Origin of the sequence: Christiangramia flava JLT2011 (assembly GCF_001951155.1) — a bacterium.
Taxonomy (GTDB): Bacteria; Bacteroidota; Bacteroidia; order Flavobacteriales; family Flavobacteriaceae; genus Christiangramia; species Christiangramia flava.
The window spans coordinates 1,961,883-1,983,831 of record NZ_CP016359.1 but is presented as its reverse complement, the minus strand read 5'-3'; the positions used below and the strand labels follow the sequence as shown (position 1 = coordinate 1,983,831).

24 protein-coding genes are annotated in these 21,949 nt (G+C 43.2%); 5 read left to right on the top strand and 19 right to left on the bottom strand.

What is annotated here, in order from left to right:
- Nucleotides 1-11: 11 nt before the first annotated feature.
- A complete protein-coding gene (locus GRFL_RS08585) occupies nucleotides 12-1,436 on the bottom strand; it encodes a serine hydrolase (RefSeq protein WP_083644229.1) in 1,425 nt (474 codons plus the stop codon).
- An 87-nt stretch (nucleotides 1,437-1,523) separates the two neighbouring features.
- Between GRFL_RS08585 and GRFL_RS08580 the strand changes: the two genes are divergently transcribed.
- Nucleotides 1,524-2,003: a regulatory protein RecX gene (locus GRFL_RS08580; RefSeq protein ID WP_083644228.1), complete on the top strand. Its 480-nt coding sequence runs from the start codon at nucleotides 1,524-1,526 to the stop codon at nucleotides 2,001-2,003.
- Here the strand turns inward: GRFL_RS08580 and GRFL_RS08575 are convergent.
- The 8 genes from GRFL_RS08575 to GRFL_RS08540 all read right to left on the bottom strand — a co-directional run bounded on the left by GRFL_RS08575 (nucleotide 1,993) and on the right by GRFL_RS08540 (nucleotide 9,767).
- The gene (locus GRFL_RS08575; protein ID WP_083644227.1) at nucleotides 1,993-2,859 is read right to left on the bottom strand and encodes a cupin-like domain-containing protein; all 867 of its coding nucleotides are present in this window, start codon (nucleotides 2,857-2,859) and stop codon (nucleotides 1,993-1,995) included. The genes GRFL_RS08580 and GRFL_RS08575 overlap by 11 nt on opposite strands.
- Before the next feature lie 7 nt (nucleotides 2,860-2,866).
- A complete protein-coding gene (locus GRFL_RS08570) occupies nucleotides 2,867-3,739 on the bottom strand; it encodes a cupin-like domain-containing protein (RefSeq protein ID WP_083644226.1) in 873 nt (290 codons plus the stop codon).
- A 15-nt stretch (nucleotides 3,740-3,754) separates the two neighbouring features.
- Nucleotides 3,755-4,843, bottom strand: a complete 1,089-nt coding sequence (gene bioB / locus GRFL_RS08565) for a biotin synthase BioB (RefSeq protein ID WP_083644225.1) — start codon at nucleotides 4,841-4,843, stop codon at nucleotides 3,755-3,757.
- An 87-nt stretch (nucleotides 4,844-4,930) separates the two neighbouring features.
- A complete protein-coding gene (locus GRFL_RS08560) occupies nucleotides 4,931-6,079 on the bottom strand; it encodes a beta-ketoacyl synthase N-terminal-like domain-containing protein (RefSeq protein WP_083644224.1) in 1,149 nt (382 codons plus the stop codon).
- Nucleotides 6,080-6,135: 56 nt separating this feature from the next.
- Nucleotides 6,136-6,735, bottom strand: coding sequence for an SET domain-containing protein (locus GRFL_RS08555; protein WP_083646035.1), 600 nt, complete (start codon nucleotides 6,733-6,735; stop codon nucleotides 6,136-6,138).
- Between the two features lie 76 nt (nucleotides 6,736-6,811).
- Entirely contained in the window at nucleotides 6,812-8,092 is a 1,281-nt protein-coding gene (bioA, locus tag GRFL_RS08550; protein WP_083644223.1) for an adenosylmethionine--8-amino-7-oxononanoate transaminase, read from the bottom strand.
- Complete coding sequence (gene bioD / locus GRFL_RS08545) at nucleotides 8,080-8,703, bottom strand: dethiobiotin synthase (protein WP_083644222.1); 624 nt, start codon at nucleotides 8,701-8,703, stop codon at nucleotides 8,080-8,082. Before bioD ends, bioA begins: the two co-directional genes overlap by 13 nt.
- A gap of 2 nt (nucleotides 8,704-8,705) precedes the next feature.
- Nucleotides 8,706-9,767, bottom strand: coding sequence for an aminotransferase class I/II-fold pyridoxal phosphate-dependent enzyme (locus GRFL_RS08540; protein ID WP_341475771.1), 1,062 nt, complete (start codon nucleotides 9,765-9,767; stop codon nucleotides 8,706-8,708).
- A gap of 112 nt (nucleotides 9,768-9,879) precedes the next feature.
- Here GRFL_RS08540 and GRFL_RS08535 point away from each other — a divergent pair, with 112 nt between their 5' ends.
- On the top strand, nucleotides 9,880-10,323 hold the full coding sequence (locus GRFL_RS08535; protein ID WP_083644220.1) for an MgtC/SapB family protein: 444 nt from the start codon (nucleotides 9,880-9,882) through the stop codon (nucleotides 10,321-10,323).
- Here the strand turns inward: GRFL_RS08535 and mnhG are convergent.
- The 7 genes from mnhG to GRFL_RS08500 are packed head-to-tail and all read right to left on the bottom strand — an operon-like array spanning nucleotide 10,320 to nucleotide 16,086.
- Nucleotides 10,320-10,736, bottom strand: coding sequence for a monovalent cation/H(+) antiporter subunit G (gene mnhG / locus GRFL_RS08530; protein ID WP_083644219.1), 417 nt, complete (start codon nucleotides 10,734-10,736; stop codon nucleotides 10,320-10,322). The two genes, GRFL_RS08535 and mnhG, sit on opposite strands and share 4 nt — an antisense overlap.
- Nucleotides 10,733-11,005, bottom strand: a complete 273-nt coding sequence (locus GRFL_RS08525) for a cation:proton antiporter (RefSeq protein WP_083644218.1) — start codon at nucleotides 11,003-11,005, stop codon at nucleotides 10,733-10,735. Before GRFL_RS08525 ends, mnhG begins: the two co-directional genes overlap by 4 nt.
- The gene (locus GRFL_RS08520) at nucleotides 11,002-11,478 is read right to left on the bottom strand and encodes a Na+/H+ antiporter subunit E (RefSeq protein ID WP_083644217.1); all 477 of its coding nucleotides are present in this window, start codon (nucleotides 11,476-11,478) and stop codon (nucleotides 11,002-11,004) included. The genes GRFL_RS08525 and GRFL_RS08520 overlap by 4 nt, the downstream gene beginning before the upstream one ends.
- Nucleotides 11,479-11,488: 10 nt before the next feature.
- Nucleotides 11,489-12,997, bottom strand: coding sequence for a proton-conducting transporter transmembrane domain-containing protein (locus tag GRFL_RS08515; RefSeq protein WP_083644216.1), 1,509 nt, complete (start codon nucleotides 12,995-12,997; stop codon nucleotides 11,489-11,491).
- Nucleotides 12,994-13,347, bottom strand: a complete 354-nt coding sequence (locus GRFL_RS08510) for a Na+/H+ antiporter subunit C (protein WP_083644215.1) — start codon at nucleotides 13,345-13,347, stop codon at nucleotides 12,994-12,996. Before GRFL_RS08510 ends, GRFL_RS08515 begins: the two co-directional genes overlap by 4 nt.
- Entirely contained in the window at nucleotides 13,348-13,764 is a 417-nt protein-coding gene (locus GRFL_RS08505) for a Na+/H+ antiporter subunit B (protein WP_083644214.1), read from the bottom strand.
- A 6-nt stretch (nucleotides 13,765-13,770) separates the two neighbouring features.
- Nucleotides 13,771-16,086, bottom strand: a complete 2,316-nt coding sequence (locus GRFL_RS08500; protein WP_083644213.1) for a putative monovalent cation/H+ antiporter subunit A — start codon at nucleotides 16,084-16,086, stop codon at nucleotides 13,771-13,773.
- Between the two features lie 310 nt (nucleotides 16,087-16,396).
- Between GRFL_RS08500 and GRFL_RS08495 the strand changes: the two genes are divergently transcribed.
- From GRFL_RS08495 to GRFL_RS08485, 3 genes are read left to right on the top strand one after another with little or no spacing between them, the layout of a single operon-like run.
- A complete protein-coding gene (locus GRFL_RS08495) occupies nucleotides 16,397-16,846 on the top strand; it encodes a DUF2975 domain-containing protein (RefSeq protein ID WP_158091593.1) in 450 nt (149 codons plus the stop codon).
- Nucleotides 16,847-16,848: 2 nt separating this feature from the next.
- Nucleotides 16,849-17,055, top strand: coding sequence for a helix-turn-helix domain-containing protein (locus GRFL_RS08490; RefSeq protein ID WP_083644211.1), 207 nt, complete (start codon nucleotides 16,849-16,851; stop codon nucleotides 17,053-17,055).
- 53 nt (nucleotides 17,056-17,108) lie between these two features.
- Complete coding sequence (locus GRFL_RS08485; protein WP_083644210.1) at nucleotides 17,109-18,875, top strand: M61 family metallopeptidase; 1,767 nt, start codon at nucleotides 17,109-17,111, stop codon at nucleotides 18,873-18,875.
- A gap of 61 nt (nucleotides 18,876-18,936) precedes the next feature.
- On the opposite strand, the gene GRFL_RS08480 is transcribed toward GRFL_RS08485, so the two are convergent.
- From GRFL_RS08480 to GRFL_RS08470, 3 genes are all read right to left on the bottom strand, one after another.
- Complete coding sequence (locus tag GRFL_RS08480; RefSeq protein ID WP_083644209.1) at nucleotides 18,937-19,230, bottom strand: F0F1 ATP synthase subunit delta/epsilon; 294 nt, start codon at nucleotides 19,228-19,230, stop codon at nucleotides 18,937-18,939.
- A gap of 75 nt (nucleotides 19,231-19,305) precedes the next feature.
- Nucleotides 19,306-20,817, bottom strand: a complete 1,512-nt coding sequence (atpD, locus tag GRFL_RS08475; protein ID WP_083644208.1) for a F0F1 ATP synthase subunit beta — start codon at nucleotides 20,815-20,817, stop codon at nucleotides 19,306-19,308.
- Between the two features lie 144 nt (nucleotides 20,818-20,961).
- Nucleotides 20,962-21,906: an alginate O-acetyltransferase AlgX-related protein gene (locus GRFL_RS08470; protein WP_158091594.1), complete on the bottom strand. Its 945-nt coding sequence runs from the start codon at nucleotides 21,904-21,906 to the stop codon at nucleotides 20,962-20,964.
- Nucleotides 21,907-21,949 lie beyond the last annotated feature (43 nt).

Sequence of the window (21,949 nt, the reverse complement as noted above, 5' to 3'; positions counted from 1 at the left end):
CGGGGATTTTTTTATTGCTCCATCTTTTTACTGTAATTATTGTGATGCATTAATCGATACACCTTCCCATTTTCATCGCGCTCAAAAACAACCGTCTCACCAAGCTCCTGATTATCCCTAATCCTTCTAAAAGTATCACCCTCCACATGCTGTAAATAATCCATTCCTTCACCAGGATTGCCGGTTGGCAGATCCAAAGTCACCAGTTTATCACCCCAAACACCAATATACATTTCATTATACCAGGGTTTCAAGTCATAATACCCGGTGTAGTCGGAGAGATTTGGAGCTGTTTTAAGGCTATCTTTTTCAGGTTTCTTTTGAGCTAAAATGCTGCGAATGCCATTAGCATATTTCGCAGGGTTTTCACCACCGGCATTGATCATCACCACATAAGCGATTTTACTCTTTGGATTCAGCTGAAGAACCGTTCGGTAACCCGGGCAACTTCCGCCATGACCAACCCATTTACTTCCGTCAGGACCTTTATAAACCGCAAATCCCAGACCCCAGGTAGTTTCAAAATCAGGATCGGTCCAGTGCACATTCTGCATGTATTTCAAAGTGGAGGATTGGATAATTTCTGTTTGCGAAGAATCCAGTAAGCGGAATTGCCAGGAGGCAAATCGCGCCAGATCTTCAACATTGGATGAAAATCCGGCCGCAGGCTTGATCCCATTTGCCTGAAAAAACTGGACCTTTTTTCGGCTACCATCTCGATATTGAGGGGAATAACCAATCGCCAGCTGGTTTCCGTAAAGATCTTCCGGCAATTCAGTCCTGGTATCGTCAAGGCGCAGTGGCTCTAAAATATTCTTCTGGATATACTCATCATACGGCATTCCGGAAACTTCTTCCACGATCTCACCCAACAGCGTCAAACCCAGATTGCTATACTGAAAATAGGTAGAAGACGGGTAAAGTGTTTCCTGGTTCTTCAGGTTCGAATCGATATCTTTCTTGGCCGGAAACGGAAAATCGGGACCGGTCCAATACGGAAAATTGGCTTCTCTGGGCAAACCGGAAGAATGCGTCATCACTGAGCGAACCGTAACCGGCCAGCTATCATCAAATTGTTGTTTCAGGTCAAACCAGGGTAGCAGATCTTCAATTTTATCATCCAGCCGCAATTTGCCTTCTTCTACCAATTTCATAATAGCTACGGAAGTAAAAAGCTTGGAAATAGAGCAAATGCTGCAAATCGTGGTGGTTTCCGCGGCCACACCAGCTTCCATATTAGACTCACCATAGGCATTTTTCCATAAGATGTCCTGATCTTTTACCACGGCCACGCTAATAGCCGGCAACTTGTCGTAATCGTGCTGGGCATCCAGCCACACATCAATGATCCTGGCAACATCTTCATGGATTTCATCAGACTGGGAAAAGCCGAAATTTGCCAAAAACAGGCATACAATAAAACTGATTTTTTTCATAAGGCGGGTCGATTAGAAGATTGAAATTCGAAATTTTCTTAAAAATAGGATATTTTTGGTTACTGCTAATTTCCTTATCTCGCAGGCATGAATTACCAGGAAAGAAAAAGTTACACCGTAGATGAAGCCATGCAAAAGCTGATGCACTTTTGCGCCTATCGTGACCGTTCGCAAAAGGAGGTCGAAGATAAGCTGGATAAGATGCATATGATCCCGCAGGCCAAGGAGAAGATCATCATTCGGTTGATGCAGGAGGGTTTTTTGAACGAAGAACGTTTCGCCCGTAGTTTCGTCCGCGGAAAATTCCGCATAAAGAAATGGGGAAAGATTAAGATCACTCAGGAGCTTAAATTCCGCGAAATTTCCACTCCCGTTATCAAACTTGGCTTATCTGAAATTTCCGAAAAAGATTATCGTAAAACGCTTTATGAGCTTGCCGAAAAGAAGCTGGAAAAGATCCAGGAACCCAATAGTTTCAAGAAAAAGAAGAAACTCAGTGATCACCTCCTGCGAAAAGGTTACGAAAACAGCCTGGTCTTCGATTGCGTGAATTCGCTTATTGATTGATATGATGCTTTTTGTGAGTGCGCGTTACTGCCTGCCTGTTTTTATAATCTATCCATCGTTGCCCGCGCATTTTCCGCATATAATTATCAAAATGTCTCATAAAAACAAGGTTGTACACGGCTTTTGAAAAATTGGTCAGCGTTCTTGGAGTGGCACGCAAACTCATGGAAAAACCGGCGGTAAGATAGGTCATATGATGCCAGTACCCTTCCGGCATATAAAGCGTTTCGCCATGGTTCAGCTCGGTAATGTAACCCTGTGCTTTCTTCAAGACCGGGAATTTTTCAAAATCAGGATCATTAAAATCGATATCTTCTCTACTGATCAAAGCATGTGGCACCTTGTAGAGATTTTTGCTTTCTGAAGGTGGAAAAAGGATGCATTGTTTCTTTCCGTGGAAATGAAAATGAAGAATATTCGCATAATCGATATCGTAATGCATAAAAACCTTGGAATTTGCTCCACCGAAGAACAGCATGGGCAACTGTTTCAGAAATCGAAGTCCGATATCCGGAAAACTGAAATCCTCCTGGAGTTTTGGGACCTGTTTCAGCAAATTATACAGGAAAATGCGGTAGTTCGTGGGTTCGCGCTCCAGCAGATCGATGTAGTCACTCATTTTCATTTCGGCATGAGCCTCGTTGAACTTGAACCTGGAAGAAATAGGACGATCATCATATAGGGGCACGGTTCGGTCGCCGGCCATTTCCCGAATATATTCGAGATTCCATTTCCTGTAGGCAGGCCAGTCCTGGATCAGCTTTTTGATCACCACCGGCTTTTGGGGGCGCACATAATCCCGTACAAAATCATCTTTCGAAATGCTTTCTATGCGCGTTACCTGTTTCAGCTCCATCTTGACTTCATTTATCAATTCCTGCGTGCCGGTGCGTCTTCCTGATGGCCATTTTGTTCTTATGGTCGATCCACTTCTGGCCCTGTAATTTCCGCATCAAATTATCATAATTCCGCATGAACAAAAGATTATTCAGCACCTCCGCGATCTTTTTAGGTGATCTCGGCAAAGACCTCAAAGTAATAGACAAACTGGGAGTTTCATATTTTATAAAATGCCACCATTTACTGGGTATAAAAAGTCCTTCACCGTGTCCCAGCCTGGCTTCGAAACCTCGAGCCCTACTAAGAGCGGGATAGGTTTGAAGGTCTGGATCATCCATATCGATGATCTCCATGCTCACGATCGAATAAGGCACTTTATAAAGAAAACCGGTCTGATCTGGCGGGTATAGCAACACTTTTTTCTTACCCGTAAAATTAAAATGGAAATTATTGGCCAGGTCCATATCATAGTGCATCACCACTTTGGAACCTGCACCACCCACAAAAAGAACGGGCAGTTTTTTAAAGAATTTCACTCCAAGATCGGGATACTGAAAATCATTCACCAGTTCCGGGCAATTCTGAAGCAGGTTAAAGAAAAACATGCGTAAATCTGAAGGGCCTTTTTCCAGAATATCGATATATTCTGAAAATTTGATCTTCATCGCCGGGCCGTGGCTGTTCTCCCTGCCTTTGGCAGGCTGGCTGTCATAGAGCGGAACCTTGATATCACCGGCTTTTTCCCGAAAATATTCAAAGTTCCACTTTTGGTATGCTGGCCAGTTTTGGGTAAGATCTTCAAAAATGACCGGTTTCTGCGGAACAAAATAATCCCTCTGGAATGCTTCTTTTGAAATTCCCCTGACTCTCGGAATATTTTGAAGATCCAGTTTCAAATTTGGCTGATTTTGTTAGGCCTTGGTTTTGGCTTTTTCCTGCGCCTGAAGATTTCGCTCGATCTGGTGCCCGGGTCTTGACCATCTTGGTTTTTCTCCCTGGGCCTGGTAGGCAGATTGTTCGGCGTCCACACTAACAGGCTGCGCTTTCTTCTCAAATGCTTTCTGCGGATTAAGTCCCAGCATTTTGAACATTTCCATATCCTCATTCACATCAGGATTTGGAGTCGTTAGCAGTTTATCTCCGGCAAAGATGGAATTCGCTCCGGCAAAGAAACACATAGCCTGGCCTTCTCTGCTCATCTGCGTCCTTCCTGCGGAAAGTCTCACCTGTGTTTCGGGCATCACGATCCTCGTCGTGGCAACCATCCTGATCATATCCCAGATCGGCACCGGCGTTTGCTCTTCCATAGGTGTTCCCTCTACGGCTACCAATGCGTTTATTGGCACCGATTCCGGTTGAGGATTCAAAGTAGCAAGAGCAACAAGCATTCCCGCTCGGTCTTCTTTTTTTTCACCCATCCCGATGATCCCTCCGCTACAAACCGTAACATTGGTCTTGCGAACGTTATCAATGGTTTTCAGGCGATCTTCATATCCGCGGGTAGAAATCACCTCTTTATAATATTCTTCCGAAGTATCTAAATTGTGGTTATAAGCATACAAACCGGCTTCGGCAAGTCTTTGCGCCTGGTTCTCGGTAAGCATTCCCAAAGTACAGCAAACTTCCATATCCAGTTTATTGATGGTACGAACCATCTCCAGCACATTATCAAACTCCTCGCCATCTTTCACGTTTCTCCAGGCTGCACCCATGCAAACCCTGGAACTCCCCGAAGCCTTGGCACGTAGCGCCTGCGCTTTTACCTGGTTCACGCTCATCAGGTCGTTTCCTTCCAGATCAGTGTGGTAACGGGCAGCTTGCGGGCAATAGCCGCAATCTTCCGGGCATCCACCGGTTTTAATAGAAAGCAATGTGGAGACCTGAACGGTATTCGGGTCGTGGTACTCACGATGGACGCTTGCCGCTTCGTACAGCAGCTCCATCAAAGGTTTGTTATATATCTCTAGAATCTCTTCTTTCGTCCAGTTATGTCTAGCCATGTAAAATGATTTGTATTCAAAAATAAGGAAAACTAAGCTTTTAAGGCCTTCACCTGTTAGCCGATTTATAAACCGAATAGCTAACAATCACATCCTGCGACCAATAAGTATGGAAACAGCATTGCCGCCAAAACCTACTGAATTCACCAGGATATTGTCCAGTTTTTCGGGTTGCTGCTGAAATTCTGAAAACGGAACCGTCAAAAACTGTTGCTTCTGAAGCATCAAGATAGCCATTTCCAGACTTAATACACCAGATGCCCCAAAACTATGGCCAATTTTCCATTTATTACTGGTCATTGCGGCCAGATCTTTCCCAAAAACCGCCTTTATAGCATTCACTTCAGCAGCGTCCCCGCCAATGGTGCCCGGCGCATGCAGCACCACCGCGTCAATTTCCTTTGGGGCTCTGCCGTTCAATGCCATTTTCATGGCCTTCTGAATGCCTTTGCCATTTTTGGAAAGCGAAGCCCCGTGACGCAACTTTTCCGTAGAAAAACCAATTCCCTTGATCCAGGCCCTGGCGTTTTCTGCCTCTCTTTGCAGCGAAACAATCCCTGCTGCTTCTCCCAGAACCATCGTATTCTCCTGTTTTTTCATATCCAGCGACCTGCATGGAAATTCCGTTTGACGGGAATAGATCTTCATAGCCTGCATCTGCGCGAGGGTAAAACCGGTAAGTGGCGCCTCGCTTCCACCGGCAAGGAAGGCGTCAGAAATACCGCTATTCATCCACGCGATCGCATTCAGGATGGCATGCATCCCGGTGGAACAGGTGATACTATGAGAAAATTCAGGCCCTTCCAGTTTAAGGTCTTGCGCAACCCAGGACGAAATATTTCCAAGGGTCGTGGTGGGAGAGGTATACGTGCTTACTTTTCCGGTTTCGATATATTCCTGATGGTACTTCTCGAAAAGCCTGGTCGCACCACGGCTACTTCCGATATTGATGCCTGCGGATGTAGAAACAGGAACACTTTCAAAGGCTTTCCTTGCGGCCAGCACCGCATAGAGCACCGAATTGTCCAGATTTCGGAATCTCGGATCTTCCGTACGCAGCTTTTCCGCGGAGGTTTTCAAAGCAGCAGGCAACCAGCCCGCAGGCTCGGGAAAATCAGTTTCCGGCCGCTGACTTAAAAAATGCGTTTCTTGGAGGTAACTGTTCCAGATTTCTTCAGAAGTTGACCCAAGTGGCGACACACTCCCAACTGAAACTATTCCTATCGGGTCTTTCAAAACAAAATTTTTGACAAAAATACATCAGAAGCGCTGGAATTACCAGCAAATCAGCTTTAGATTCGGCTCTTTTCAGGCTCATAATATAAATTACGAGTAGAAAGCATCTTTCTCTTTCCGGCGGCCACCTCCGAGATCTCCAACACCAGCTTTTCTTCCAGTAAATTCCATAATGGCTGATCGTTTTTCGGGATTTCAGGAAACACTTTCCGCAGGGCATGATCCCATTCCGTATAATGCTGGAGAATATCATCTGGCATTACCAGTTTTCGCGCAGTTCCTTCATCGATAGGCTGAAAAGATTCAATAAGGTTCAGGTAGCCATAATCATCGGTAAGCTCCTCTCCCGGCTGGATGTCCCGAACTGCAAGTTCAAAATTATACGCGGTAGAAAGACAATTGGACCGGAAACTATGATTGACGAATTTTCCGAAATCCCAACATAACACATGCTCGCCACGACTATTGCGAAAACTGTATTTTTCCAGCATTTCCTGCTCCAACTCGTTCATCCCAAGCGGGGCATCAGGCTCGAATATACTGTCCAAGGCATCCTGAACCCAGGTTATGGTGCCTTTTGGGATGAGTTTGGTGGCAACCACGCCATAACCAACGGCCTCACTAATCCATTTCAACTGCGTATCGGGGTGTATCATCTTCATCAGGATTAACCTCCTAATTTAGCTAATAACCCATTTGGCTTTCAGAAAAAGATTAACGCAAAAGACAATCTTAAAATTCGCTAAAAACCTGCTCGATAACGCTATAGGTATACTGAAGATCTTCCTCCGAGATCACATAAGGCGGAACGATATAGATCGTATTTCCAAGAGGTCTCAGGGCCACTCCCCGATCCATAAAGAACCGGAAAAGCTTATTCCGAAGATTCCCGTAGCGCTCCATTTCCACGTCGAGTTCAAAGGCCAGGATCACTCCGATATTTCGAACATTTTTTGCTTTCGGCTGCCTTTTGAGTTTTTCCGCAAAGGCCTCGTTCGATTTCCTGATCTGCGCTATATTATTCTGCATCTCGGCTGAATGCAACAAATCAATCGCTGCCAGCGCCGCAGTACAGGCCAGCGGATTGGCCGTATAGGTATGACCGTGAAAAAGTCCTTTAGCGATATCTTCGGAATAAAAAGCCTCGAAAACCTTCTGACTGCAGGAAGTGATTCCCATGGGAAGTAGCCCCGCGGTTAACGCTTTAGACAGGCATACAATATCTGGTTTTTCAGAAAGATAATCTGAAGCGAAGAATTTTCCCGTTTTACCGAAGCCGGTCATCACTTCATCGGCCACCAGAATAATATGTTCTTTTCGGCAAAACTTCAGAATTTCATTTAGGCCTTCTGCATCATGGAATTTCATGGCGGCAGCGCCCTGTATCAAAGGTTCATAGATGAAACCGGCAATCCCATTTTCGGCATGCAACACCTGGATTTTTTCGAGGATTTCAGCAGTATTTTCGCCATTTGGTACGGGAATACGCTCCACCCGGATAAAATGATCTTCAAAAGCACCATTATAAACCGAAAGTCCGGAAACCGACATCGCACCGAAAGTATCTCCGTGGAAACCGTCTTCAAAAGCTAGCATGACCTTTCGGTCATTTCCAAGGTTGTGATGATATTGCAGGGCCATTTTAATACCGATCTCGGTTGCCGTGGAACCATTATCGTTAAAAAAGAGCTTTTGCTGTCCCTTCGGAAGAATCGCTATCAGCGCCTCCGAAAGCTTGATGGCCGGTTCATGAGTGAATCCGCTGAAAACAACCTGGTCGAGCCGGGTCATCTGTTCTGCAACCCTACTGGTAATATATGGATTGCAATGACCATATACCGCCGTATACCAGGAGGAAATCCCATCAATATATTTTGTTCCCGAATCATCAAAAAGATGCGCTCCTTCAGCGCGAACGATGGGCAGGGCCGCAGCGGCGGTCTTGTGCTGCGTGAGCGGGTGCCACAAATGTTTTTGATCTCTTTCCCGAAGATCGCTATTTATAGTTTGCATAGATTTTCCTTAAACTTTTCTGCATACTCCTCCACCACCCGCTCATCAAAGTACGGTTCTTCTTCGATACGGCCAATGATCGACACACCGGCCATTTTGGTGATCACATCTTCAGTAGAAGGATGCGCTTTTCCACTAAACAGGATTCCGATATTTTTGATCCCACGACTCTTTAACACCTCCACACTTAGCAATGTGTGGTTGATGCTTCCAAGATAATGGCGCGAAACCAGAACAACCTTATGTTCCGGGCTAATCAGATCGAGAATGGTTTCAGTATCATTCAGCGGAACCAGCAAACCACCCGCTCCTTCGACTACAAGATCCTTTGAAGTTTCCGGAAAACGGATATTCCTGATAGCTATCTCAATCCCGTCAATTTCAGCAGCAGCGTGTGGACTCATTGGTGTATTCAGCGCATAGGCGTTCTCATGAAAATGAACCTCATGAGAACCCAGTAGTCTTTTGATCTTGTGCGTATCACTGTTCTCAAGATCTCCCGCCTGCACCGGTTTCCAGTAATCGGCCTCCATAGACCTGGTCACGATCGCGGCCGCAACGGTCTTTCCAACTTCGGTACTGATCCCGGTAATAAAGAATGTTTTTGGCATTTTTAAACTTTGGATACAAAAGTACCCAAGAGTTTCAAGACCTCCGAAATTTCAGCCCGGGAATTGTAGGCATGAATGCAAAATCGCAGTCGCTCCTCGCCTTTCGGTACGGTGGGAGAAAGAATTGGCTTGACGATAAAACCCGACTTCAGCATTTCTTCGGAAAGCTTTTTGACCGCATCATTTCCCGGAACCAGGCAGCTCCGGATCGCCGACTCTGAAATAATGAAATGCTGTGACAATCCTTTTTTCTGAATTTCCTCTTCGAAAAACTGAAGATTATCCCGGAGTTGCTGCAATTCGCCTGGTTCGCGATCCAGTATTTCTTCAAAATATCCATAAGCCGCAGCAATTGTCGCCACCGAATGTGGGCTCATAGCCGTGGTATAAATGAAACTTCTGGCGAAATTCACGAGATAATCCTTCAGTATTTTGCTCCCCAGGATCGCCGCACCGTGACATCCCATAGCCTTTCCGAAGGTGACGATACGTGCAAAAACCGCTCCTGACTCCTCCTGAAAAAGGCCTTTATAATCCTTCCCGCAAACACCAATAGCATGCGCTTCATCTACAACAAGCAAGGCCTGAAATTCCCGTACGATTTTTAAAAGCTCCTGAACATCGGGCGAGTCACCATCCATAGAAAATACTGATTCTGTTACCACATAAATCGTATCAAAATGCTGAAATTTTACCAGTAGCTCCCGAAGATGCCCAAGATCATTATGCCGGAATTTGAAACTTCTGGCCAGGCTCATGCGCAGACCATCGCGAATGGAAGCATGGGCATATTCATCGAAAAGGATCACATCTCCTTTCTGCGGCACCGAGGAAAAAAAGCCCATATTGGCATCGTAGCCGGAGTTGAACAAAATTGCCGATTCACTTTGGTGAAATTTAGCGACTCGTGCCTCAGTTTCTGCGAAAATTGCCAAGTTCCCGGAAAGCAAACGCGAACCTGTAGCGCCATTTTTAAGCTTTTGGAGCTTCAGTATTTTTTCAGCTTTTTCATAAATAAGCCGGGAAGAGGAAAACCCCAGGTAATCATTCGAATAAAAATCCACTCCTTCCGAGGGTAGTTTTAACTCCCGAAGTGAGTTTTCTAACTTTCTCTTAAGAAGTTTTTTTTCTAATTTCATGGGAAACGCCATAAGACAAAGATAAAACTACTAATCAATGGATTTAAAAGAATTTACGATAAAGGCAGTAATCGCCGTTATTGCCGGTTTATTAATAGGGCTGGAACGCGAGTTCAGAGGCAAGCACGCAGGGCTGAAGACCCATGCGCTGGTCGCACTGGGCGCCAGCGTCTTCATTTGCCTTTCCCTGGAATACGAAGGCGATAAATATGTGGATATTACCCGTGTACTCAGCCAGGTCATTATCGGGATCGGTTTTATTGGCGCCGGAACGATCATGAAAAAGGGTAAGGACGTGGAAGGTTTAACCACAGCAGCTACGATCTGGTGCAGCGCGGGCATTGGCTGTCTTTCAGGTTTTGGAATGTTCCTCGAGGTCGTGGTGGTCACGCTCCTGATCGTAGTCGTAAATTATTTCTTCGGAAAGATTGAAAAGAAAATTCTGAAGCACCTGGACTCCAAGAAGAACTCAACAGATTAATTGCGTTTTTCCTTATTTTCGATCTTGGTGTGATCTACATTATCTTCAGGAGTATCATCTACAACACTTTTCAGAATGTGACTGTTCTTCTGATATTTCCCCTGTAGATCGTCCATCACCGATTTATCCCAGAGTTTGATCCCGACGAAATAAGAGGCACGGCCAATAAGGTGTGCACTCACCGGAGCAGTTAGGAAAATAAACAGGATGATCACAAAGGCCTGGGAAGTCACCCCGGAATTACTGAAGAAAACAGCCGTCGCCATCAAAACCAGTCCAACACCTAAGGTTGCGGCCTTGGTCGTTACAGAAATTCTCAAATACGTATCAGGCATTCGCACCAGCCCGATCGCCGCAAAAAGAACGAATAATGCTCCAAAAGTTGCCAGTGTACCTATGATTATTTCGATCATTTCTTCTTTCTTTTTTCCAGGTAATAAGACAATGCCACCGTGCTCAGGAATGCGATCAATCCCAGGATCAATGCACTGTCCAGTAGGGTGGAATGATTGTAAATGATGCAATACACCCCAATGATCCCGATACCCGTTGTAATCAACAGGTCCAGTGCGATCACTTTATCAGCAATCGTTGGTCCCTTCAGCAGTCTCCAGAAAATCAGGATCGCTGAAAGGATCAAAACGGGCAATATGACATAATATAGATAGTCGTGTAACGTCATGACATTATCTCCAAAATTCTTTTTTCAAAACCGTTTTTGATACTCTTGATGAATACCTCGCGGTCTTTGATATACATCGCGTGAACGAACAACACTTTGCGGTCATTCGATACATCAATACTCAGGGTTCCGGGAGTAAGAGAGATCATATTGGCCAGCAATGTGATCCCGATATTTGATTTCACGTCCAATGGAACCATGATGATTCCCGGTGTCATCTTCAGTTTGGGTGTGATCACCTCGTAAGCAACTTCCAGGTTCGCCTTGATCAATTCATACAGAAAAGTGACCAAAAGCAGGATAAGCTTCGGAACGATCACGAAATATTTGGAATGATTTCTTTTATAGGTAATCAACCAAAGGATATGAAAGTTCAGGAAGAAGCCGAAAACGTAATTCTCAAAGGAGAAATCCCCGGTGAGTGCCACCCAGATAAAGGTCAGTAATATATTTGATATAAACTTGCTCTTCATTTTTTGACAATTAACGCTTCAAAACCGTATCTATATAACCCTGATTGTTCACCAGTTCATCGGCAATCCTGGCTGATACTTCCTGAATATGCTCGGCGCCGAAACCAATATACAAAGATACCAGACTTAACAAAGCCACCGGCACCACCAGCTGAATCCTTTTCAGCTTAGGCAGATCTGTAAAAAACTGAAAATTCCTGCTGCGTTTTATTTCTTTTCCGTCTTTCCAGAAAACTTCTGCCCACAATTTCGCAATGATCACCAGCGTAATAAAACTGGCAAATATAATGGCGGCTACGGTGAAATAGCTACCCTGCGCAAAACCAGCCTTGATCAGGTTGATCTTTGGCCAGAAACCGGAAAGCGGTGGTATCCCAACGAGGGAAAACAGCGGGATGAAAAGTAACAGACTGATCTTTGGCCAGGCTGCATACAATCCGCCAAGATTCCGCATGCTGTTGGAGCCTTTAATCTTATAGATCAGCCCACTGAGCATAAACAGGTTCGTTTTTACCACAATATCGTGAATGAGGTAGAAAATAGCTCCTGCAATGGCAATTTCAGTGAACATTCCCAGTCCTGCAATCATATACCCAATATGGCAAATGATGAGATAGGAGAATATTTTCCGGATATTATTCTGAACCAATGCTCCAACCCCACCACTAATCAGCGTAAAAATAGCGATCACGATGAGTAAAGTGTTGATGAAGTCATCCCCATGGAATATCAGGGTAAACACGCGAAGCAAGGCATACACCCCAACTTTTGTGAGTAAACCACCAAATATGGCAGAAACGGCAAAAGGCGGTGTATGATAGGATGCCGGCAACCAGAAATACAACGGAAAAACCCCGGCCTTAATTCCGAAGCCGATGATAAAGAGAACACCGGTGATCTCCACCAGTCCCTGGTTCGGAACCTGCGAGATCTTTTCAGCAAGATCGGCCATATTCAAACTGCCGGTAAGTCCATAAAGAACAGCAATGGCAGTAAGGAAAATGATTGACGCGAGAATATTCAGCGTAAAATACTTTACGGCTCCTTCGAGCTGTGCTTTTTCACCTCCAATGGTGATGAGCACAAAGGAACTGATAATAATAATTTCGAACCACACATAGAGATTGAAGATATCTCCCGTCAGGAAAGCACCATTAAGTCCCAGCAACAGGAAATGAAAAATGGGAAAATAGCCAAATTTCAAACGCGCTTTTAAAACCGAAGCTGCCGAAAAGATAGATACAGCAAGGCCTGCCAGAGAGGTAAGTACGACCAGGGTAGCGGCAAAAGTATCGGCTACAAAAGTAATCCCGAATGGTGCGGGCCAGTCTCCAGCCTGCACGGTATGAGTACCATCGGTCCACGTGAAATAGAAAACCACTCCGGCCAACGCGACGGCCAGTGTGCTGCCTATCACGCTGAAGATCTTCTGAAAACGGATATTATTCCAGCCGAACATCAAGATGATACTGATGGCGATCTGAAGGAATAACGGGTATATGATTAGTTGTTCTGTCATGAATCTTCGTCGGTTGCGTTCATTTCGTCCAGATCATCTGTACGAACCACGGTATGCGCTCGTTTCACCAGTACAATGGCGAAAGACTGCAGTCCAAAACTGATCACAATGGCGGTTAATATCAGGGCCTGCGGAACAGGATCAGCATAAGCTTCCGTAAGCAGATGTGCGTCCCCCGGGATGATAGGCGGCGAACCTTTGGTAATTCTTCCCAGCAGGAAAATCAGCAAATTCGCGCCATTTCCAATTAGGATAATTCCAATGATGAGTTTCACCAGACTTCGGCGCAGCATCATATAAATACCAGCCGCGTACAAAACCCCGATCATCAATGCGATTAATATCTCCATTTAGGCTGATTCTGAAATTGTAAAGATTATTGTTAAGGTCACCCCGTTTACCACGAAATACACTCCGAGGTCAAAGAACAGGGTCGAACCGATATTTCCTAAAATTGGTACAGCTTCATGAGACCACAAACCGGTCATAAAAGGTTCGTCGAACAAAGCTACCGGTGCCAGACCGCTTAAAAAAGAAATACTAAGACCAATAGGAATCAGGTATCCAGGGTGCATGACCAGCAGATCCTTGGTTCTTTTCAGGCCATTCGCAAATGAATGCAGAATGAACGCGATCGAAGCGATAAGACCACCCACAAAACCACCACCGGGAAGGTAATGCCCCCTCAAAAGAACGAAAATGGAAAACAGCAGCAATACCGGTAAAAGGTAATTCGATGCAGTTCTTAAAATTATCGTGGTTCTCATAATTTTCTAATCGTAATGTCTTCTTTCAGATTTACGCAATCTCAGTTTCATTAACCCAAATACTCCCAGTGCCGCAATCGACAGTACCGAAATTTCAATCATGGTATCAGCTCCCCTGAAATCTACCAGGATCACGTTCACGACATTCTTTCCGTGGGCAGCGATATAGGCTTTTTCAGCGTAATAATCACCAATTTCGGTATTTGCCGGAACTGCCAGTACTTCCAAAGCGATCATTGCGATCATTACCCCGAAAACGGTAGAAAGTACTCCATCCCTGATTCTCGTTTTATAATCTGACAGTTTCAGGTACCGCGGCAGCTTATACAACACCAGCACGAAAAGGATCACCGTAAGTGTATCGATCGAAAACTGGGTCATTGCCAGGTCGGGCGCGCTGTAAAATACGAATATCAAACAAATAGACCAGCCAATCACTCCCATCGCCACAACAGCAGCCAGCCTGGACCTCGTAAATACGGTATAGATACAACCAGCGATCAGCACTAGTGTCACGACGATTTCTGAAATGGTCGTCTCCGTCAACCGCATATAATCTATTTCAAAACGCCCGTCGCGAAGCATAATATAGCCCACAACTCCTACCGTGAACAGGATGATGGTAGAAATGTAATTTCGTAAATATCCATTCTGAAAAAAGCGCGTCCAGTACTGGGAGAATATTTTAAAGCCACCGTTGAATTTCCATAACAGGTTTTCCGGGGCTATAGCGTCTAATTTTGCGATGCCGTTCTCCAGTTTTGCTGAAGGTTTTATCAGGAAATACAAGGCTGTTCCAATTCCGATCGTAATTGCACTCAATAGCAGGACCTCATTGAATCCGTGCCATAGGGCCAAATGTATTTCTGAAGCATCCACGCCCATAGCGGTCACCAGTGGCTTGATCAGTGCGCCTTCGATCAAAAATGGTGCAATTCCTAATACAATTCCCAAAGCTCCTAAAAGCAATGGCGGAGCCCATAAAATAATACCCGGTTTTTTGGTATTCTGAAGGTTTTCCGGAAGTTTTCCGGTAAATGGTTTGATCCCAGCTACAAATCCGGCATATAGCAACAGGATTTTAGTTGAAACGATGGCGATCACCATTAAAATCACCATCCATTCAGCTTTGGAAGTAGATTCATAAATCAGCTCTTTTCCAACGAAACCAATACTTGGCGGTATACCCCCACTGGAAATTGCACCCAGGATTGCGGCAACTCCAACCAGCGGCATAATTTTAAATAAACCTGAAAGCCTGGTCACATCGCGAGTATGAGTTTGGTGATCTATAATTCCCGTAACCAGGAATAGTGTTGCTTTATATAATGCGTGTACGATAATGAAAACTGCGGCCGCCAAATAAGCTTCTTCAGTTCCAAATCCGATTAGAAAAACCAGGATTCCAAGCGCCGAAATCGTGGAATAAGCGAGTACCCCTTTTAAATCGGTTCTGAAGATGGTATGAATCGCCGAGTATAACATGGTAATTGCCCCAACGATTATCAGGGTATAGCTCCAGATATCCTCTCCACCAAGAATGGGACTAAAACGCATCAGTAAATAAATACCTGCTTTAACCATAGTCGCTGAGTGCAGGTAAGTAGAAACCGGAGTTGGTGCTTTCATTGCTCCCGGTAACCAGAAATGAAATGGAAATTGTGCCGATTTCGTGAAGGCCGCCCCGAAGATCAGGATAACCGCAAGCGGATAAAGCTGATTACTTCTGATCGCCTCACCCATTGTAAGCATTTCAGAAATACTGTAAGTTCCGGAAATATAATTCAGTAATAAAGCTGCCGCAAGCAGTAAAAGTCCGCCAATACCGGTAATTCCCAGAGCGGTCATAGCCGACTTCCTCGATGCCTCGCTATCATTATTAAAACCGATCAGGAAAAATGAACTGATACTGGTGAGTTCCCAAAAGGTAAATAAGGTGATCATGTTATCTGAAAGCACCAGACCAAGCATGGCTGCCATAAATAACCCCAGGTAACCGTAAAAACGGTCCAGGTATTTATGACCTTTTAGATAAGAAGATGTGTATAAGAAGACCAGGAAACCAATTCCCGTGATCATAAGCGTGAACAGCATGGATAATCCATCCAGCTTAAAACTCAGATCCACATTGAAAGAAGGAATCCAGGAGTATGTTCTTGTAATTATTTCCCCATTGGCTATCTCACCAATAAACCGGATAAAGTAGATGAAAAGTCCTAAAGGAATTAAAGAAGACAGGATTGCCAGCTTACCTCTAAAAAATTTTCCCGCGAAAACGAGAAAAATGGCAAATAAAAATCCTGTAAGAATTGCGGTAAGCATACTTAGATATATCGTTCCTGGCAAATATAATAGTTATTCTTGAAGATTTCCCGAAACAAAAAGAGATAAATCTTAAGGAAAAAGCAGCTTTTAATTTATTTATTACAGAACTCGTGTTTTAAAGAAATTAATTTAGGAAAAATCTAAAAAACGTAAATTTTCGGTAGAAAGATTTTTTATATCCAATTATCGATAAACAATAATTCCATATCTTTGTTATTGATAAACGATAATAAGTTATATGAGACCACCTTCTTCATTAAAGACGATAATTAATATTTCTTACTTCATTTTAATAATTAAATGGATCATGGAATTAATCCTGTTATTATATGTTTTGTTTGGTGGCAGAGTTAGACCTTCCAGTTATTTTCCTGAAATGCTATCCATAGCAGAATCAAAAATGATTACCATAATATTATTGATCATTCAACTTTTTGTCTCTGCACTATTCATTTATGCTGTAAAAATTATTCTGAAGCTTGTCAGTAATTTTAATTCAGGAAAATTATTTACTCAATACCAAATAACCGGATTAAAACTGGCTGGACAATTGATTATTACCGTTACGTTAGCCAAAGCAGCCTTGAAATTCTTTGAAGAAGCCACAATCAATAGTCGCGTAGGGATTGACATTAATTTCGATGAAGGCTTTGGCAGTTTCTGGCTCGTTATTGCAATCGGCCTGTTTTTTATTTATCTGAGCGGTATATTTTCAAATGCAAAGCAATTAAAAGAAGAAAACGACCTAACTGTATAATTATGCCTATTCAAATCAATCTTGATAAAATTTTGGAAGAAAAAGGCATGAAAAGTAATGAGCTGGCAGAGATCATTGATATCACAACAGCCAACCTTTCCATTCTCAAAACCGGAAAGGCCAAAGCCGTAAGGTTTTCGACACTCGAGGCTTTGTGTAAAGCATTGGAATGCCAGCCCGGCGATATTCTTGAATACACTGCGGAATAAGCCATTTTTCTGAAGACAATTTTTTACTTTAGGACTCACTTCAAAAAAGCAACATGAAAAAAATTCTGATCCTTTTCCTATTTGTCGGTTTTAATCTTGCCGCACAAACCAATACCTATGAAATTTCTTTTGAAAATGCCGCACATCATGAAGCCGTGATCAAAGCACATTTCCCGAATGTTAAGTCAAGAGATTTAACAGTCCGGATGAGCCGTTCTTCTCCGGGACGCTATGCGCTGCATGAATTTGCCAAAAATGTGTACGGATTTAAAGCCACCAACAGCAAAGGAGAGGAATTAGATTTTACCAGAACAGATCCCTATTCGTGGAAAGTTCAGAATACTGATGGAGAGATCAACATTGAATATATCTTGTTTGGAAACCGCGGTGACGGAACCTATTCCCAAATTGATGAAACACACGCCCACCTTAATATCCCGGCGACTTTTATGTATGCCGAAGATCTAAAGGACCGCCCGATTGAAGTCGATTTTGATTTACGAGAAGACCTGGACTGGAAGGTCGCTACACAGCTGAAAAAGATTTCAGGCACTAAATATTCGGCTCCAGATCTTTATTATTTCATGGACAGCCCTACGGAAATCAGCAATTGGTCTGAAAGAGAATTTGAGGTGGATGGCCAGACCATCAAATTTGTTTTGCATCACCTGGGAACCGAAGAGGAGCTTGATCAATATTTTGACCAGGTCCAAAAAATCGTTTTACAGGAAAAACAGGTTTATGGAGAATTGCCAGATTACGATTACGGCGAATATGTTTTCCTGGCCTGCTACCTGATCAATGCTTCAGGAGACGGAATGGAACATCGAAACAGCACCATTTTAACCAGCACTCGTTCATTGGAAAATGGCGGGATGAAAGGAAATATCGGAACTGTAGCACATGAATTTTTTCATTGCTGGAATGTGGAACGTATTCGGCCTGAGGGACTGGAACCTTTTAATTTCAGCGAAACCAACATGAGCGATTGTTTGTGGTTTGCCGAAGGATTCACCAGTTACTATGACGGACTCATCCGCGCGAGAGCAGGGATCACGGAAAACGAGGATTATATCAATGGATTGGCTGGAACTTTCAATTATGTTTGGAATTCACCAGCACACGAGTATTTCAATCCGATAGAAATGAGCAACCAGGCACCTTTCGTAGATGCCGCGACTTCAGTAGACCCTACAAACCGTGAAAATATGTTCATTTCTTACTATTCCTACGGAAGCGTTCTCGGTTTAGCACTGGATCTTTCTCTAAGAGAAAAAGAACTGAACCTGGATGATTTCATGAAGAAAATGTGGAATAAATATGGTAAGACTGAAGTGGCCTACGATGTAGAGGATATTCAGCAAACCTTATCTGACTACGCCGGGAAAGAATTTGCCGATAATTTCTTTAGCAATTATATTTATGAGAGTGAAATGCCAAACTACCAGGAATTATTAAGCAGCGTTGGTGTGAAACTGGAACAGAAGAACGACGATCCGTACTTTGGAGCACGACTAACTACTAAAGACAGTACAGTTTATATATCAGGAAATACGGTGAAAGGTTCCCCGGCATATGAGGCAGGACTGGATAAAGGTGATGAAATTGTTTCAGTTAATGGAAAAATAGTAACTTCAGAAGAAGAAATTCAGGAAATGATGACAGGTAATCAAAATTTGAAGATCACCTTCCGAAGATATGATAAAGAGCAAACAACTGAATTAAAACCCGGAAAAAACCCGGAGTACACCATCAGTATTGATGGAAATGCCAAAAAGGAAGCCGTAAAAAAACGAGAAGCCTGGCTGGCCAAGAAATAGATCAATAAAAAAGGCCTTTCAAATTGAAAGGCCTTTTTGTTTATTCAGTATTGGGAAAATATTAATCTGCCAGAATAATGGCTTTATTATCTTTCATTTCCAAAACTCCTCCTTTTACATGGAAGTAAACCGTATCCGGCTCTGAAGTGGAAGTACGGAACAAATCTCCTTTTGGCTTCACCTCATTTTTACCTCCTGAAGGCAAATCTATTTTTACATCTCCTTCCACTAAAGTAGAAACGATCGGCGCGTGATGATTCAGCATCTGGAATTCCCCATCATGTCCGGGAACTTTCACAGCTTTCGCTTTTGCGCGAAAAACTACTGCTTCTGGAGTTACTATTTCTAAATACATATTCTTTAGTATTGAGTATTTGAGTAGTTAGTGGTTCGAACCAATTGCTCTCTAACCGCTAAATCTCACTTCAATTTATGATTCAGCAAGCATTTTCTCTCCGGCCTCGATAGCTTCTTCGATCGTACCTTTCAAGTTAAATGCTGCTTCCGGAAGGTGATCCAACTCACCATCCATGATCATATTGAATCCTTTGATCGTATCCTTAATATCTACCAACACTCCTTTAAGACCAGTAAACTGCTCTGCTACGTGGAATGGCTGAGAAAGGAAACGCTGCACACGTCTTGCACGAGATACCGCTAGCTTATCTTCTTCTGAAAGTTCTTCCATACCAAGAATCGCGATAATATCCTGAAGTTCCTTATAACGCTGAAGTAACTCTTTTACTCTTTGTGCACAAGCGTAATGCTCTTTTCCTAAAATCTCAGGAGTCAGAATTCTTGAAGTAGAATCAAGAGGATCTACCGCAGGATAAATACCTAGCTCCGCAATCTTACGAGAAAGTACGGTTGTAGCATCCAGGTGGGCAAAAGTAGTCGCCGGCGCCGGATCTGTCAAGTCATCTGCAGGTACATAAACCGCCTGTACAGATGTAATCGAACCGTTTTTAGTAGAAGTAATACGCTCCTGCATCGCACCCATCTCTGTTGCTAGAGTTGGCTGGTAACCTACCGCAGAAGGCATACGTCCAAGAAGTGCCGATACCTCAGAACCAGCCTGAGTAAATCGAAAAATGTTATCTACGAAGAAAAGAACGTCTTTTCCCTGTCCTTCTCCAGCTCCATCACGGAAATATTCAGCAATGGTAAGACCAGAAAGGGCCACACGTGCACGTGCTCCAGGTGGTTCGTTCATCTGTCCGAAAACGAAAGTCGCTTTCGATTCTTTCATAGTTGATTTATCCACCTTTTGAAGATCCCATCCTCCATTTTCCATAGAGTGCATGAAATCATCACCGTATTTTATAATACCAGACTCAAGCATCTCACGAAGAAGGTCATTCCCTTCACGAGTACGCTCACCTACCCCGGCAAATACCGAAAGACCACCGTGACCTTTCGCAATGTTATTAATCAATTCCTGAATAAGTACTGTTTTACCAACACCAGCACCACCAAAAAGACCAATTTTACCACCTTTTGCATAAGGCTCAATAAGGTCGATTACCTTGATACCTGTAAAAAGCACTTCAGTAGACACAGATAAATCTTCAAATTTTGGTGCCTGGCGGTGAATCGGAAGTCCATCTTCACCAGCTTTTGGAAGGTTTCCTAAACCATCAATCGCATCACCCACCACGTTGAATAGACGACCATATACGTCTTTTCCAACCGGCATCTGGATAGGATTTCCAGTAGCAAGAACTTCAACTCCACGGCTTAATCCATCAGTAGAATCCATAGAAATGGTTCGTACTGTATCCTCACCAATATGAGATTGTACCTCAAGCACTAATGTAGAACCGTCTTTTCTGGAGATTTCCAAAGAGTCGTAGATCTTTGGTAGTTCGGCATTTTCTGAGTCGAACACAACGTCAACTACAGGACCAATAATCTGGGCAACTTTACCTGTGACTTTAGACATTTATCTAATTCTTTAAATATTTATGATAACAACTTTAAAAACCTATCCTGCTGATTTCAAATTCTCTAATCACAAAACAGGTCTTTTTCAGGCTGCAAAGATAATTTTTTCTTGCAAAAAACATATTGAAATATCAAGAACTTTTCAGAAGGCAGAATTATAGTAATCAATTACTTGAGAAGCAATTAGAAAACTTCCGTGAGGATTCACATGGCTATCACCGCGCAGGTAGGTTTGCTCTTTGCTATCCAACAATTTTTCCAATACGTTGATATATGGAATTCCCCTTTTATCCATTTCCACATACAACCTATCCAGATTATCCGGACGCTTAGGAAGTGGCACCTTGGAATAATAGATTGTTTCTTTATTCGGAATTGGTAAAAAGACAAAATGTATTCCGTTGTTTTCAGTAAGTTTTTGCATTTTTTGGAGCTGATCTGCAATCCTGCTGATCTGCGCATCAGAAAACACCTCCGCTGACTCCCCTTCCAGAAAATACAAATCTTTATCAATTTTAGACCGCGGAAAAGATTGCGCTTCAGCCAGTAATTCATACTGAAAATATCTCAGTGTAGGAAGATCCAAACCTTCATTTATAAATTTCTTAATACCCGATACTGCCTTCCAGTCACTAAACTCTTTTTCCCGATTAAAATGGAAAGTTTTGGAGGTATCAACTCCAAATATTACCGGTAAATTGCGCTCAACAATTTCATAGACCAGCAATTTTGGTTTAGCATAGCGCGAAGAAATATAATTCAGATTATTATCAAACCCAAAAACCCCTTTTACCCGGATGCTGTTCGCGCGAAGATTTGACAGGTCATTGATTTGCTGATGAATAGTTTCGTCCTGCCGAAGCATTACCAGACTGGAAAAGGAATCTCCGCAAAGCATGATATCAAGATCTTCGTAGATTTTGTTATTACGATTCCCATAATCATCGGTCACCAAATTAGTCTCCCGCGGAACCCTGGACAATTCTTCTTCAACAACATAAGAAGGATCGTTTTCATTAGGATAATAAAATGTGTCGTAAAAAAGATTGGAACCGGGGCGTTTGAAATCTCTATAAATACCAGACATTATATTTTCAAAACCGAAGAATAGCAAAATCAACAGAAAAAAA